Source organism: Cupriavidus oxalaticus, from assembly GCF_004768545.1.
Classification (GTDB): Bacteria; Pseudomonadota; Gammaproteobacteria; order Burkholderiales; family Burkholderiaceae; genus Cupriavidus; species Cupriavidus oxalaticus_A.
In genome coordinates, this window is record NZ_CP038635.1 from 1,542,706 (window position 1) to 1,557,643 (window position 14,938).

11 protein-coding genes and 2 rRNA genes are annotated in these 14,938 nt (G+C 65.1%); 7 read left to right on the forward strand and 6 right to left on the reverse strand.

Annotated features, from left to right (window positions below; translation table 11 throughout):
* Nucleotides 1–275 precede the first annotated feature (275 nt).
* The 3 genes from E0W60_RS17980 (at nucleotide 276) to E0W60_RS17990 (ending at nucleotide 4,755) form a co-directional block, all read left to right on the forward strand.
* A 23S ribosomal RNA gene (locus tag E0W60_RS17980) occupies nucleotides 276–3,352 on the forward strand.
* 115 nt (nucleotides 3,353–3,467) lie between these two features.
* A 5S ribosomal RNA gene (rrf, locus tag E0W60_RS17985) occupies nucleotides 3,468–3,581 on the forward strand.
* 157 nt (nucleotides 3,582–3,738) lie between these two features.
* A complete protein-coding gene (locus E0W60_RS17990) occupies nucleotides 3,739–4,755 on the forward strand; it encodes an FUSC family protein (protein ID WP_135705118.1) in 1,017 nt (338 codons plus the stop codon).
* Nucleotides 4,756–4,761: 6 nt separating this feature from the next.
* On the opposite strand, the gene E0W60_RS17995 is transcribed toward E0W60_RS17990, so the two are convergent.
* The 5 genes from E0W60_RS17995 to rpoD form a co-directional block, all read right to left on the reverse strand.
* Complete coding sequence (locus tag E0W60_RS17995; RefSeq protein ID WP_133097383.1) at nucleotides 4,762–5,199, reverse strand: YciI family protein; 438 nt, start codon at nucleotides 5,197–5,199, stop codon at nucleotides 4,762–4,764.
* 115 nt (nucleotides 5,200–5,314) lie between these two features.
* The gene (locus E0W60_RS18000) at nucleotides 5,315–8,110 is read right to left on the reverse strand and encodes an Hsp70 family protein (protein WP_135705119.1); all 2,796 of its coding nucleotides are present in this window, start codon (nucleotides 8,108–8,110) and stop codon (nucleotides 5,315–5,317) included.
* The gene (locus tag E0W60_RS18005; protein WP_135705120.1) at nucleotides 8,103–9,950 is read right to left on the reverse strand and encodes an Hsp70 family protein; all 1,848 of its coding nucleotides are present in this window, start codon (nucleotides 9,948–9,950) and stop codon (nucleotides 8,103–8,105) included. The genes E0W60_RS18000 and E0W60_RS18005 overlap by 8 nt, the downstream gene beginning before the upstream one ends.
* Complete coding sequence (locus E0W60_RS18010) at nucleotides 9,947–10,522, reverse strand: DUF2760 domain-containing protein (protein WP_133097380.1); 576 nt, start codon at nucleotides 10,520–10,522, stop codon at nucleotides 9,947–9,949. Before E0W60_RS18010 ends, E0W60_RS18005 begins: the two co-directional genes overlap by 4 nt.
* 136 nt (nucleotides 10,523–10,658) lie before the next feature.
* Entirely contained in the window at nucleotides 10,659–12,632 is a 1,974-nt protein-coding gene (gene rpoD, locus E0W60_RS18015; protein ID WP_133097379.1) for an RNA polymerase sigma factor RpoD, read from the reverse strand.
* 396 nt (nucleotides 12,633–13,028) lie between these two features.
* Here rpoD and E0W60_RS18020 point away from each other — a divergent pair, with 396 nt between their 5' ends.
* Genes E0W60_RS18020 through E0W60_RS18030 form a run of 4 tightly spaced genes read left to right on the forward strand, consistent with a single transcriptional unit; the run spans nucleotide 13,029 to nucleotide 14,571 of the window.
* Nucleotides 13,029–13,277 (forward strand): hypothetical protein, encoded by a 249-nt coding sequence (locus tag E0W60_RS18020; protein ID WP_133097378.1) that lies wholly within the window; start codon nucleotides 13,029–13,031, stop codon nucleotides 13,275–13,277.
* A 3-nt stretch (nucleotides 13,278–13,280) separates the two neighbouring features.
* Complete coding sequence (locus E0W60_RS18025) at nucleotides 13,281–14,273, forward strand: pseudouridine-5'-phosphate glycosidase (RefSeq protein WP_431189909.1); 993 nt, start codon at nucleotides 13,281–13,283, stop codon at nucleotides 14,271–14,273.
* Nucleotides 14,270–14,437, forward strand: coding sequence for a hypothetical protein (locus E0W60_RS37535; RefSeq protein WP_240745955.1), 168 nt, complete (start codon nucleotides 14,270–14,272; stop codon nucleotides 14,435–14,437). The genes E0W60_RS18025 and E0W60_RS37535 overlap by 4 nt, the downstream gene beginning before the upstream one ends.
* Complete coding sequence (locus E0W60_RS18030) at nucleotides 14,434–14,571, forward strand: hypothetical protein (protein ID WP_240745956.1); 138 nt, start codon at nucleotides 14,434–14,436, stop codon at nucleotides 14,569–14,571. The genes E0W60_RS37535 and E0W60_RS18030 overlap by 4 nt, the downstream gene beginning before the upstream one ends.
* A 22-nt stretch (nucleotides 14,572–14,593) precedes the next feature.
* On the opposite strand, the gene E0W60_RS18035 is transcribed toward E0W60_RS18030, so the two are convergent.
* A complete protein-coding gene (locus tag E0W60_RS18035) occupies nucleotides 14,594–14,833 on the reverse strand; it encodes an aldolase/citrate lyase family protein (protein ID WP_240745957.1) in 240 nt (79 codons plus the stop codon).
* Between the last annotated feature and the right edge of the window lie 105 nt (nucleotides 14,834–14,938).

A 14,938-nucleotide genomic window follows, 5' to 3' on the forward strand; every position in this document is an offset into this window, starting at 1 on the left:
CAGGTGGCCAAATGAAAGCACTCGTTGCTGAGTGTTTTCATTTGGCATTGCCAAGCGATCGAATGATCGGCTGCTCTTTAACAATATGGGATGTAGTAAAGGTGTCGCGCGAGCGTTGATGAGACGCTGCAGTACAACACGCGATACCGGGTTGTGATTGTATCAACCAAAGTATTTAAGTGATCGAAAGATGACTTGGAATACGGCACAAATGCGAGAACTCAACCTGTAGTGAGCGGTGTCATGAGCGCAAGCTTGAGACACACTTGTTATAGGGTCAAGCGAACAAGTGCATGTGGTGGATGCCTTGGCGATCACAGGCGATGAAGGACGCGGTAGCCTGCGAAAAGCTTCGGGGAGCTGGCAAACGAGCTTTGATCCGGAGATGTCCGAATGGGGAAACCCGGCCCGTATGGGTCATCCCACACTGAATCCATAGGTGTGGGAAGCGAACGCGGCGAACTGAAACATCTAAGTAGCTGCAGGAACAGAAATCAACCGAGATTCCCAAAGTAGTGGCGAACGAAATGGGAAGAGCCTTGTACTCTTTAGCAGTGTTGTTAGCAGAACGGGATGGAAAGCCCGGCCCTAGCAGGTGATAGCCCTGTATGCGAAAACAGCGTTGTGGAACTAGGTGTACGACAAGTAGGGCGGGACACGTGAAATCCTGTCTGAAGATGGGGGGACCATCCTCCAAGGCTAAATACTCGTGATCGACCGATAGTGAACCAGTACCGTGAGGGAAAGGCGAAAAGAACCCCGGGAGGGGAGTGAAATAGATCCTGAAACCGCATGCATACAAACAGTCGGAGCCCCGCTTTAAGCGCTTTCGGCGAACCTCACGCAGTGAGGATCGCCAAAAGACCTCAGTGTGAAATAGCAGCACTGGCGCGCAAAGCGGTTTAAGCGCGAGAGCGCTTAAAGCGGGGTGACGGCGTACCTTTTGTATAATGGGTCAGCGACTTACATTCAGTGGCAAGCTTAACCGATTAGGGCAGGCGTAGCGAAAGCGAGTCCGAACAGGGCGTTGAGTCGCTGGGTGTAGACCCGAAACCAGATGATCTATCCATGGCCAGGTTGAAGGTGCGGTAACACGTACTGGAGGACCGAACCCACTAACGTTGAAAAGTTAGGGGATGAGCTGTGGATAGGGGTGAAAGGCTAAACAAATCTGGAAATAGCTGGTTCTCTCCGAAAACTATTTAGGTAGTGCCTCGTGTCTCACCTTCGGGGGTAGAGCACTGTCATGGTTGGGGGGTCTATTGCTGATTACCCCGCCATAGCAAACTCCGAATACCGAAGAGTGCAATCACGGGAGACAGACATCGGGTGCTAACGTCCGGTGTCAAGAGGGAAACAACCCAGACCGCCAGCTAAGGTCCCCAAATATAGCTAAGTGGGAAACGAAGTGGGAAGGCTAAAACAGTCAGGAGGTTGGCTTAGAAGCAGCCACCCTTTAAAGAAAGCGTAATAGCTCACTGATCGAGTCGTCCTGCGCGGAAGATGTAACGGGGCTAAGCTATATACCGAAGCTGCGGACGCGTGCGTTCCTTTAAGTGCACCAAGCTTGTCGATGCGCAGCATCGACAAAGCCACCCACAATGATCGTGGTGGCCAATGCTAGTGGATTTAAAGGAGCGCACGCGTGGTAGGAGAGCGTTCTGTAAGCCTGTGAAGGTGTCTTGTAAAGGATGCTGGAGGTATCAGAAGTGCGAATGCTGACATGAGTAGCGATAAAGGGGGTGAAAGGCCCCCTCGCCGTAAGCCCAAGGTTTCCTACGCAACGTTCATCGGCGTAGGGTGAGTCGGCCCCTAAGGCGAGGCAGAGATGCGTAGCTGATGGGAAGCAGGTTAATATTCCTGCACCGTCGTATGATGCGATGGGGGGACGGATCGCGGAAGGTTGTCCGGGTGTTGGAAGTCCCGGTCCCTGCATTGGAGAAGGCGCTCAGGCAAATCCGGGCGCGGGATTCAAGGATGTGGGGCGAGCGGCCTAGTGCTGCGAAGCAATTGGAAGTGGTTCCAAGAAAAGCCTCTAAGCTTCAGTCATACGAGACCGTACCGCAAACCGACACAGGTGGGCGAGATGAGTATTCTAAGGCGCTTGAGAGAACTCGGGAGAAGGAACTCGGCAAATTGGTACCGTAACTTCGGGATAAGGTACGCCCTGGTAGCTTGACTGGCCTGCGCCAGAAGGGTGAAGGGGTTGCAATAAAATGGTGGCTGCGACTGTTTAATAAAAACACAGCACTCTGCAAACACGAAAGTGGACGTATAGGGTGTGACGCCTGCCCGGTGCCGGAAGATTAAATGATGGGGTGCAAGCTCTTGATTGAAGTCCCGGTAAACGGCGGCCGTAACTATAACGGTCCTAAGGTAGCGAAATTCCTTGTCGGGTAAGTTCCGACCTGCACGAATGGCGTAACGATGGCCACACTGTCTCCTCCCGAGACTCAGCGAAGTTGAAGTGTTTGTGATGATGCAATCTCCCCGCGGCTAGACGGAAAGACCCCATGAACCTTTACTGTAGCTTTGCATTGGACTTTGAACCGATCTGTGTAGGATAGGTGGGAGGCTTTGAAGCGTGGACGCCAGTTCACGTGGAGCCGTCCTTGAAATACCACCCTGGTTTGTTTGAGGTTCTAACCTTGGCCCGTGAATCCGGGTCGGGGACAGTGCATGGTAGGCAGTTTGACTGGGGCGGTCTCCTCCCAAAGTGTAACGGAGGAGTTCGAAGGTACGCTTGGTACGGTCGGACATCGTACCTAAAGTGCAATGGCAAAAGCGTGCTTAACTGCGAGACCGACAAGTCGAGCAGGTGCGAAAGCAGGACATAGTGATCCGGTGGTTCTGAATGGAAGGGCCATCGCTCAACGGATAAAAGGTACTCTGGGGATAACAGGCTGATACCGCCCAAGAGTTCATATCGACGGCGGTGTTTGGCACCTCGATGTCGGCTCATCTCATCCTGGGGCTGTAGCCGGTCCCAAGGGTATGGCTGTTCGCCATTTAAAGAGGTACGTGAGCTGGGTTTAAAACGTCGTGAGACAGTTTGGTCCCTATCTGCCGTGGGCGTTGGAATCTTGACGGGGGCTGCTCCTAGTACGAGAGGACCGGAGTGGACGTACCGCTGGTGTACCTGTTGTCTCGCCAGAGGCATCGCAGGGTAGCTATGTACGGAAGAGATAACCGCTGAAAGCATCTAAGCGGGAAACTCGCCTGAAGATGAGGATTCCCTGGAGGCTTGACCTCCTTGAAGGGTCGTTCGAGACCAGGACGTTGATAGGCTGGGTGTGGAAGCGCAGTAATGCGTTAAGCTAACCAGTACTAATTGCCCGTAAGGCTTGATCCTATAACCAGTGTGTTTCACCTGGTGTGTGTGATCGTGTCTGTGCCAGATACGCACAACCCCAACTACATCCCGATTCGTGACGCTGGCTTGAACCCCAGCGCCACAACCCCTCATGCCTGGTGACCATAGCGAGCTGGAACCACCCCTTCCCATCCCGAACAGGACCGTGAAACAGCTCCGCGCCGATGATAGTGCGGATTACCCGTGTGAAAGTAGGTCATCGCCAGGCTCTTATTGTGCAAAACCCCTCGACAGCGTGTGCTGCGAGGGGTTTTTGCTTTGGCGGCTTCGAGTTTATTGCTATCGCGGGCAATGTCACTAACAGCAACCACATTGGCACAACCCATGCCATAAACTTGGCATTCCCCGCCGCGCCAACCAAAACCATGCTAGCAACCCTGCGCAAAACCACCGACGCACTGTTCGATACAAACCGTCGCTTTCGGCAAGCCAGGCTGTTCCACGCCACGCGCGTCGCGCTGGCACTGCTGGCGTCAATTGCCCTGACCACCGGCATCGACATCCCCCACGGTGAGTGGGCCACCATCACCGTACTGGTTGTCATCGGCGGGCTCCAGCACCACGGTAATATCCGCCGTCGCGCCGCGGAACGCGGGATCGGCACCTTGATCGGGGCACTTATCGGCCTGGCGCTGATCGTGCAGCAATCGTTCTTTGGCTGGCCGTTGCTGACCTATGCGCTGCTGGCGCTGATCTGCGGTTATTGCGCCTACCATGCCATCGGCCAGGGCGGCTATATCGCGCTGCTGGCGGCGATTACCGTGGTGATTACCGCCGGCCATGGCGAACAGAATATCGCCGACGCGTTCTGGCGCACCGCCGATGTGTTTATCGGTACCGCGATCGCACTCGTGTTTTCCTTCGCGTTGCCCGCCTATGCCTCATATTCATGGCGCATCAGGCTGGCCGGGCTGTTGCGCGCCAGCATGGCGGCTCATACGCGGATGCAGCATGGCTTTGCCGATGCCGCCGAGCTGCGCACCGCAATGATCGAACTGGGCGCGAAGCTGATTCCGCTGCGCGGGCTGATCCCCTCGGTGGCCAAGGAGACCGGCGTGCCTGCCGCCGAGTTCGAGGAAATCCAGCATGGCGCGCGCGTCTGTATCAGCGCGCTGGAACTGATGGCCACCATCGAGCATGAGGGCGGCTTGCGCGAGGGCGACGATCCCGGCATCGATGCTACCTTGCTGTCCCTGGCAGACGCACTGGAGACCGGCAAGGCGCCATTGCCGATGCCATCGCCGCGAGCCGCCGTGGTGGAAGCGGAGCCAGGGCCGCTGCCGATCATGGCGCGGCAGCTGGCCGGCGAGCTGGCCAGCCTGCGTGCCAGGCTTGACCGGCTCAGCAGGCAATATGGATTTCCGTACGCCGCACGCGTGTAGTCTTCATCAGCGCGGCTTGCTGGCCTGCTGGTCGACCTGCGCGCGCAGCCGCTCTTCCTGCTCGCGCAGTTCGGGGGTGAACTCCGCCCCGAAATCATCGGCTTCGAACACCTGGCGGATCTCGATCTCGGACTCGCCCTCCATGGGATTGGGGCAGCGCTTGACCCATGCGATGGCCTCGTCCATGGACTTGACCTGCCACAGCCAGAATCCCGCGATGAGTTCATTGGTCTGCGCAAACGGGCCGTCGGTCACGGTCCGCTCCTTGCCGGAGAAGCGCACACGCTTGCCCCTGGCGCTCGGATGCAGGCCCTCGCCGGCGAGCATGATGCCAGCCTTGACCAACTCTTCGTTGAAGTTGCCCATTGCTGCCAGCAATTCTGTGCCCGGCATCTTGCCGGCTTCGGAATCGCTCGTTGCCTTGACGATCACCATGACGCGCATTGTCTTCCTCCTTGAAGGGCTGGGCGCCGCCACACCGGCAGCAGGAGCAAGTCAGCATAGGTGAAATTCACACCACCTTCAAATGACGCCAGGGACCCATGGGAAGGCCCCCACATCACCGCGCGATCAGCTTGAGGCCCGCGGGCAGCGCTTCGCCGAATACCCGTCCCTCATCCGCGGCATTGAGCTCGACGACTTCGCGGACCATGGCGATCCAGCTTTGCGGCGCGTTGGCGGCTTCGAGCCGGCGCACCACATTGGCCCGGGTCTCGTCAGGCAGGTCGCGGGTGCGATCGCCGGTCATGCGCGCGATCTGCACCGCGGCGAACGCGGCGGGCTCGACCTTCTTCCAGTCGAGCGCGAGGATGTTGTCGATCCATTGCGTGGCGATCTCTGCCGGCACCACGCTGTGCGCGCTGCCATAGAACGGCATGCGCGCGCCGATGCGGCCCACCGCCCACCAGGCCAGGTTGTTTTCCGATGGCTTGCGCAGCCGCGTCAGCAGCCAGCCGGCCAGCTCGATCTTGGTGTCGGCCGACAGGCGTTCCAGCGATCCGGCGAGGCGGACCATGTCGGGATAACCGCCGCGCGTGGGACCGGCAGGCTTCTTGTAGTGTCCGCTGCCCGGCGGCTGCAGGTAGAACGCCATGTCCTCGAACAAGCGCAGCTGCGCGCTTTCATCGAGGCCACCGGCCGCGCGCCGCCACAGCGTCCACCATTCCGACCAGTTCTGGGTCTCGTTGACGTACTGGATGCCCTGGTCGTACTGCGACCAGAGCTGCTCGACGCGCCATTCGTCCAGCGGATAGCCGAAGCCCGGCCGCACGCAATAGCCGGCCAGGTTCAGCCACAGGCGCTCATGGTCGGCGGTGCGGCGGCGGCGTTTGGCGCGCTCCCAGAACGCGCCGAACAGCTCGCGCAGCAGGGCGCTGTCCCATTGCTCGCGCGCGCCCAGCACCTGCTCCAGCTGCGCGCGCAGCCGCTTGACCTCCTTGGGGCCGACGTCCTGCGAACGGGCGCCGAAGGTGCGGTCGATTGCCTCGATGGCTTGCGGCAGCGCCGGATGCGCCGTTGCGGCCGCGGGCGCTTCCGCCGGGGCATCGTTGCCGCGCAGCTGGAATTCCAGCCGCCAGCGTTGCGAGTCGTTGGCGATGTCGATGCAGTGGACTTCGAGCGTGCCCACCTCGGTCAGCGATGTGCGGATCTGCACCGGCGTCTCGCGCGGACCGCGGGCGCCGCGTGCAGGAACGACGGTGGCGATCGGCGGCAGGCGCACGAAGTCGCCCGCGGACAGGTCGACCAGCTCGCCTGGCTGGTAGACGGTGTCGGCGACCGACGAAACCAGGTGGAATTGCACCGGGTGCCCGACCCGCAGCGCAAAGGTACGGTCGCTGAGGTGCACCTCATGGCCTTCCTCGGTGCCCTTGGGCAGCAGGCAGATGCCTTGCTGGCCGGTCGCGCTGTCGTCGAGCACAAGGAAGTAGCTGCGCGGCGAGCCGCCGCCGATGCGCGGTGCCTGGCCGCTGCGGGCCCTTGCATAGGCGACCGCGCCGCGTGCCACCGCGATGTCGGGATCGGCGTTGTGCAGCACGTGCAGCGGCGTACCGCGCCACGCGCCCAGCGTCTCGGCGATGCGGCCCGCCAGCGCTTCGGCGCGGAACACGCCGCCGTTCAGCAGCAGCGTGTCGGGAACGGGCAGGGCATCGGCCTGCGCGGGCGGCGCTTCCAGCGCCATGCGCGACTGCGCGGCGTGCTGCGACAGGAAGCCGGCGACGTGCCGCGTCACGGCCGGGTCGGACGCATAAGGCAGGCCGAACTCGACGATGGCGCCCCGCGCGCGACCGGGCCTCTCAGAGGAGGCAACCTTGGGAAAGAAACCGTCGACAACGAGTTGCTCGACTTCCTGCCGCGTCACTTCAACCGACCGTGCGCCGCCGACCAGCTTCGAGCCGGCACCGAGCAGCGTGACCGTGGCGGCGTCCGGAGCCTGCGCGCTGAGCAACTGTTCCTTGGCCGCGCGGCTGCGGGCCACCAGCTGCGACAGGCTGGAGGCCGACAGCCTCTGGTCCGCGCCGAGGCGTGCTTCGACCAGGTGCGCCAGCGCCAGGTCCATGTTGTCGCCGCCGAGCATCAGGTGGTTGCCCACGCCAATACGCGTCAACTGCGGCTGCCCGTCCTGCATTTCCACGCGAATCAGCGTAAGGTCGGTGGTGCCGCCACCGACGTCGCAGATCAGCACCAGGCGTGTCTGCGCGAGGTCGGTATCCAGCGTCTGGCGATGATGGAAGAGCCAGTCGTACAACGCGGCCTGCGGCTCTTCAAGCAGCCGCAGTGCGGGCAGCCCGGCCAGGCGCGCGGCCTCGAGCGTCAGCGCGCGCGCGCCTTCGTCGAACGAGGCGGGCACGGTAAGCACCACGTCCTGCTGCTCGAGCGGCGCGTCGGGAAAACGGTGGTTCCAGGCCGCGGCGACGTAGCCCAGGTAGCTCGCGCTGGCGACCACCGGCGAGATCTTGTCGGCATCGTCGGGGCCGCCCCACGGCAGGATGGGCGCGGTGCGGTCGACCGACGCATGCGACAGCCAGCTCTTGGCGCTGGCGACGAGCCGGCCGGGTACCTGTGCCCCCAGCGTTGTCGCCAGCCGCCCGAACACGGTCCGGCGCGCGGCGGCGCTGGCGGCGGTCTGCCAGGGCAGTTGCAGGTCATCGCCGCTGAGCTCGCCCGGCGCCGCGTGGTAGCGCACCGACGGCAGCAGCGGGCGCGCCGCGACTTCGCCGGGGCTGACCAGCTGGTCGATATCGAAGACGCGGATATCGTCCGACCCGGCCTTCGCGTAGGCGACAACCGTGTTGCTGGTGCCCAGGTCGATGCCGACGACGTACTGCTGCGCCGGCGCGGGCACTGCCTCAGGCATCGGCGCTGCCGCGCACGTCGAACTCGACCTTCCAGCGCTCGCCGTTGCCGCGTGGCACGGCTTCCAGCTCCAGCGTGCCGGCCTCGGTCACGCGCGCATGCAGCCTGACCGGCACCACTTCACCGGCGGTGCGGCCTTCGGCGGGCAGGGTCGCCTGGATTTCCTCCAGTTCCTGCAGTTCTTCCGGACCCCAGAAGTCGAGCAGGGTGCCGACCTGGTCCTGCCGGCGCACCGATGAGCCGAAGAAGCGGAAATGCACCGGCTCGCCCACCACCAGGCCGAATTCCTGCGGCGGCAGCGCGGCATCGGTGCCTTCTTCCATGCCGAACGGTGCCACGCACAGCGCCTGGATCGGCGGCTCGAAGCCGGGCACGGCCGGCATCGACGATTCCACCGCGACATAGTAGGAACGCGCGGTGCCGCCACGGATGCGCACGCCCTTGCCGCGCCGCACGTAGCCGTAGTAGGCTGCGCCGCGTGCCACGGCCAGGTCCAGCTCGGCGCCGCCCAGCAGCCGCGCGGGTGCGGCGCCTTCGCCGGCGAGCCAGCCGTTGAGGGTCTGCAGGATGCGCTCGACCAGCAGTTCCGACTTGAACACGCCGCCGTTGAACAGCACCGCGGTCGGATGCAAAAAGGTCGCGCCTTCGGGCTGCGCGCCCTGGAAGCCTTCCAGTTCGGCCAGCGCCGCCACCTGGCGGCCCAGGAACGCGGCCAGGTGGCGCGTGATGGCCGCGTCCTGCGCGTAAGGCAGGCCAAGCTGCGTCAGGCCGGCGCGCGCGCGGCTGACCGGGCGGGCCGGGGCGTCGACCTGCGGGAAGAAGCCTTCCAGGATGGTCTGCGTCAGCTCCGCGCGGGTCAGGTCGGTGCGGATCGAGCCGCCGATCAGCTTCGAGCCGCGGCTCGGCACGACCAGCGGCACGGTATCGGTGGTGGGGTCGGTCAGCAGCGTTTCCTTGGCCGCGCGGCAGGCGTAGGTCAGCGCGCGCAGCTGCCACGGGTCGGCCTGCGTGCCTTGCGCGGCCAGCTTGCGCGCCACCACGTGGGCCAGCGCCAGGTCCATGTTATCGCCGCCGAGCAGGATATGGTCGCCCACGGCAACGCGGTGCAGCTCAAGGTTGCCGTCGCGCTCGACCACCGCGATCAGCGACAGGTCGGTGGTGCCGCCGCCGACGTCGACCACCAGGATGATGTCGCCGACCTTGACCTGCTTGCGCCACTGGCCGCCGCTTTTCTGGATCCAGCTGTACAGCGCGGCCTGCGGTTCTTCCAGCAGGGTCATGCGCGCATAGCCGGCCGCGGCTGCCGCTTCTGCGGTCAGTTCGCGCGCGGCGGGGTCGAACGATGCGGGGATCGTGACGGTGATGTCCTGCTCGCCGAACGGCGCGTCGGGATGGGCCTGGTCCCAGGCCTCGCGCAGGTGGTTCAGGTAGCGCACCGACGCCTCCAGCGGCGACACGCGCGACACTTCCGGCGGCGCGTCCGCCGGCAGGATCTGCGCGCGGCGGTCTACGCCGGGGTGGCACAGCCAGCTTTTCGCGCTCGACACCAGCCGGATCGGCGTGGCCGCGCCGCGGGTGCGCGCCATTTCGCCCACGGCGAAGTCGCGCTCGGCGGTCCACGGCAGCGCCAGGTCGCCGGGCGACAACTCGCTCGCGTGCGGCAGGTACAGGAAGGAGGGCAGCAGGTCCAGGTCTTCGACGGCGCCCGGCGCGGTCAGCTGCGTGATGGCCTGGACTTCCTGGCTGGTCTTCTCGCCATCGCTGGCGGCCAGGTCGACGTAGGACAGCGCGCTGTGGGTGGTGCCCAGGTCGATGCCGATGGCGTAGCGGGCTTCGCTCATAGCTCGACCTCGGCCGGGGCGATCACGGTGGCGTCATGGCGCTCGGCCACGCGCGGCAGGCGCACTTCGTCGACCTTCCAGCCGCGGTGGCTGATGCTGCCGTGGAACGGCGCGCTGCCGACCACGTTGCCGGTCAGGCGGATGGCGGTGGCGTCAAAGCCGTCGGCCACCGTCACGCGGCTGCCTTCGGCTTCCTCGCGCACCGGGCGGATGGTGAAGTGCTCGCGCAGCACCGCGCGGCAGCCGTCGTGCACCAGGCGGGCGGCGGCGCCGATTTCGGTGTCGGAATAGCGGGCGATGTCTTCCTCGACGAAGTCGACGAAGCGGGCGTCGCGCTGCAGCAGGCCCAGCAGCTGCAGTGCCGCCACCGGGCTGGCTTCCTTCAGCGTGGGGGCCTCGGGTGCCGCTGCCGGGACCGGTGCGGCGACGGGGGCCGGTGCTGCCGGCGCGGCGCTCTCGCCGTTGCGCAGCCGCTTGATGCCGGCCGCGAGCTGGCCGTCGCCGAGGATGGCGAAGAAGGTGCCCACGGCAAGCGAAACCCTGCCGAAGAAAGATAGGTTCGAGTCAGTCATGAAAAAGCTCCCGTGGCCCGTCGGGGCCACCCAGACCGGGATTTTGCCCTAACAAGTGTGTCAGCCGGCCAGTTTGCGGCGAAACGGCCACGGTTGCTTCCCATGCGCCGCCCGGAGCACGCCGGCCGGCCGGAGATCAGGCGTCCCGCAGGTAGGTCATCAGCCGGTCGGCGCGGCTCGGGTGCTTGAGCTTCTTCATGGCCTTGCTTTCGATCTGGCGGATCCGTTCGCGCGTGACGTCGAACTGCTTGCCGACTTCTTCGAGCGTATGGTCGCTGGCCATGTCGATGCCGAAGCGCATGCGCAGCACCTTGGCTTCGCGCGGGGTCAGCTCGTCCAGCATCTCGCGCACGACCGCGCGCAGGCCCGCCTGCAGCGCGGCATCGGCCGGCGTGGCGTTGTCCGAGTCGGCGATCATGTCGCCCAGGCTGGTGTCGCCGTCCTCGCCCACCGGCGTTTCCATCGACACCGGCTCCTTGGCGATCTTCATGATCGAGCGGATCTTCTCTTCCGGCATGTCCATGCGCTCGGCCAGCACGGCCGGATCCGGCTCCTTGCCGGTCTGCTGCATGATCTCGCGCGACAGGCGGTTGAGCTTGTTGATCTGCTCGATCATGTGCACCGGCACGCGGATGGTCCGGGCCTGGTCGGCGATGGCGCGCGTGACGGCCTGGCGCACCCACCAGGTCGCGTAGGTGGAGAATTTCCAGCCGCGGCGGTACTCGAACTTGTCCACCGCCTTCATCAGGCCGATATTGCCTTCCTGGATCAGGTCCAGGAACAGCAGGCCGCGGTTGGTGTACTTCTTGGCGATCGAGATCACCAGGCGCAGGTTGGCCTGCGTCATCTCGTGCTTGGCCTGGCGCATCTGGCGCTCGGCGGCCAGCATCTTGCGGTTGACCGACTTCAGCTCGGCCAGCGACAGCGTGGCGCGGGCCTGGATGTCGATCAGCTTCTGCTGGTGCGATTCCAGGTCGGGCAGGGCGCGCGCCACCGCGGCGCTGTACGGGCGGTTTTCCGCCGCCAGTTCCTGGCCCCAGGCGAGGTTGGTTTCGTTGCCCGGGAAACGGGCCACGACGTCCTCGCGCGGCATGCCGCAGCGCTCGACCAGCAACTGCAGCACCTGGCGCTCGACGGCGCGCACGGCATCGACCATCGACTGCACGTCGGCGCACAGGCGCTCGATGGTCTTGGCGGTGAAGCGGATCGTGCGCAGTTCTTCGCGCACCGTGTCCCGTGCGGCGAGGAAGGCCTGCGACTGGGTGCCGTCCGTCGCCTCTTCGCTGCGCATGACTTCGAATTGCGCGGCCACGCGCGCGAACCGCTTCAGGCATTCCTCGCGCAGCTGCGCCGAGTCGGTATCGGCACCGCCCTGCTGGGACGAGCCTTCGTCGGCATCGTCTTCATCGCCGTCTTCGTCGTCGGCGCTGACGCTGGTGTCTTCGACCTCATCGTCGGCGGCGGGGGCCGCGGCGGCTTCCGCGCTGCTCTCGTCGCTCAGGCCGTCGACCAGGTCGTCGATCGCCATCTCGTTGGCGGACACGCGCTCGGACAGCTCCAGGATCGTGGCGATCGTCGACGGGCACGCCGAGACCGCGTGGATCATGTTGTTCAGGCCGTCCTCGATGCGCTTGGCCAGCTCCACTTCCTGCTTGCGCGTCAGCAGCGTGGCCGAGCTCATCTCGCGCATGTACATGCGCACCGGGTCGGTGGTGCGGCCGAATTCGGAGTCGACGGTGGACAGCGCCACCTCGGCCTCTTCCTCGGCCTGGTCGTCGGAGGCGACCACCGGGCCGTCGCTCAGCAACAGCGTTTCGGCGTCCGGGGTCTGCTCGTAGATCTTCACGCCCATTTCGGCGAACGTGTTGACGATGCTTTCCATCGCCGCCGTATCGGCGAAATTCTCCGGCAGGTGGTCGCTGATGTCGGCGTGGGTCAGGTACCCGCGCTGCTTGCCCAGCTGGATCAGGGCGCGCAATTGCTGGCTACGCGCGGCAGCCTCGGCCGAGGGATCGAGCTGTGCCGCAGACCCGCCGGGGGTCTGGCCTAGGCCCTTGATCGCTCCTGCATCTCGTGATTTGGCTGCCGTACGTTGTGCGCCGCTTGTCATTGACTGCTTTTTCCTTCGTGAATGGCAATTCGACGGCAGCGCGCACGCTTCGCGTGCTTCGGGTCCTGCTGTCGAGGCTAATGAGGGGGTTCGCTATGGCGAGGGGCCGCAACTAGGGGCGCGCCATGGCCTTCGAATCGGGGTCCGGTATTGTACAGCCATTGGTGCGTCGCAGCACCTTGCAGTCGCAAGGAAGGGACTGTTGACTTGCCGGAACGGCGTATTCGGTGTATGCGCCGGCCCGTTTTTCGGGTGCCCAGAAAGCCATGAGAGGGCAACATGCGACACATTGATGTCGGCTCCGGAGGCAGATTGCGCTTATAGCTTAGGCGACCCGGCTAAAATCAGGCACGCGGCACGGTTGGTTGCCGCGTCGAAAAAGGCCCCCGAATGCGCATGAACTCCAGAACGATCACGATGGTGCTGCTGCTGGCCGCATGCAGTGTCCCGGCCTACGCGAGCCTGGCGTCGGACGCGCGCGCGTTCAAGCACAGCGTCAAGGCGGCGGGCAAGCAAGGCGGCCACGCGGTGCGCGATGCGGCGCATGCCGTCGGCCGCGGCGCCAAGGAAGCCGGCCATGCCGTCGGCGCTGCGACGAAGCAGGGCTGGCATGCGACGAAAAATGCAGTCAAGGGCAACGACTAGCCAGTGCAGCCCACTCGCCAACGCCCGGACATCAATGCCGGGCCTGCCCAGGCCTGGCTGAGCTTCAGTGCGCCTGTGGCCGCCGCCCGGGCCGCGGGCCGCCCCGTGGTCGCGCTCGAATCGACCATCATCGCGCACGGCATGCCGTACCCCGAGAACGTGCGCACCGCCCGCAAGGTGGAGGCGCTGATCCGTCGCCTCGGCGCCGAGCCGGCGACGATCGCGGTGATCGGCGGGCGCATCCGCATCGGCCTGTCCGACGACGAACTGGAACTGCTGGGCCGCTCCGGGCAGGCCCACAAGGTCAGCCGGCGCGACCTGCCGGCGGTGCTGGCCAGCGGCGAGCTGGGCGCCACCACCGTGGCGGGGACGATGATCTGTGCCGCGCTGGCGGGCATCGAGGTGTTCGTCACCGGCGGCATCGGCGGCGTGCACCGCGGCGCGCAGGAAACCTTCGACATTTCGGCCGACCTGCAGGAACTGGCCAGGACCTCGGTGGCGGTGGTCTGCGCCGGCGCGAAATCGGTGCTGGATATCGGCCTGACGCTGGAATACCTGGAGACGCATGGCGTGCCGGTGCTCAGCTGCGGGCAGGACAACGTGGCGGCGTTCTACAAGCGCGACAGCGGCTTCCGCGCGGACTACCGGCTCGACGAGCCGGCGGAGCAGGCGCGCTTTATCCGCGCCAAGTGGGATCTTGGCCTGGCAGGCGGCGTGGTGCTGAGCACGCCGGTGCCCGAAGCGGCGGCCATGCCCTCCGCGGAGATCGATGCCCTGACCACGCAGGCGCTGGCCGAAGCCGCCGCGCAAGGCATCACCGGCAAGGCCGTGACGCCGTTCCTGCTGGCCCGCATCAAGGCGCTGACCGGCGGCCGCAGCCTGGCGACCAATATCGCGCTCGTGAAGCACAACGCCGAGGTGGGGGCGCGGCTGGCGCTAGCGCTGGCGGTCACCGGATCGTTGGCCAGCTCAGGCAACCCGCCGGTCACGCCATGACCGCCAATGCCCCCGCACCGCTGAATTCCGACGACCTGGCCTGCTTTGTCTGTGTGGCCGCACGGGCAGCATTTCGCGCGCGGCGCTGCGATGCGTCGAATACCGTGTCGATGCGGCTGGTGGAGAACGGCTGCGCTGCGCCAGGCTGGTGGAGCCGGTGGTGACGCGGCAGGTGGCGCTGGCTACCGCGCGCAACCGGCCGCCGGTGCCGGAGCTGTGGGACATCATGCAGACCGTGCGCCAGTCGGTGGGCAATACCGTGATGTCGGGCGCGTGGCCGGGCGCCCGGCTGGTTTGATCACCGCATCGCGCCCGCTACCTCAGTCGGCGAATCGGTCCCGCAGTGCCTGAGTGGCCTGGCGCAGCAGCACGTGGTCCAGGCCCACCGCGACGAAGCTGGCGCCCATGTCAAGGTAGCGGCGCGCGTCGGCCTCGGCCGGTGTCAGCGTGCCGACGGCCTTGCCGGCCTGCCGCGCGGCCCGGAAGATGCGCTCGACTTCGGCCTGCACCTCTGGGTGGTTGGGATTGCCGAGGTGGTCACCGGGCTGGCCAGCGAGCACCAGCAGCCGATCTGGCGCTGCTGGCCGAGCACGGCGGCACGGAAGGTGTTGGGCAGCGGCGAATACGGAGTGCGGGGTTGGTTAGCCGGGGGCATGCGGTCTGCT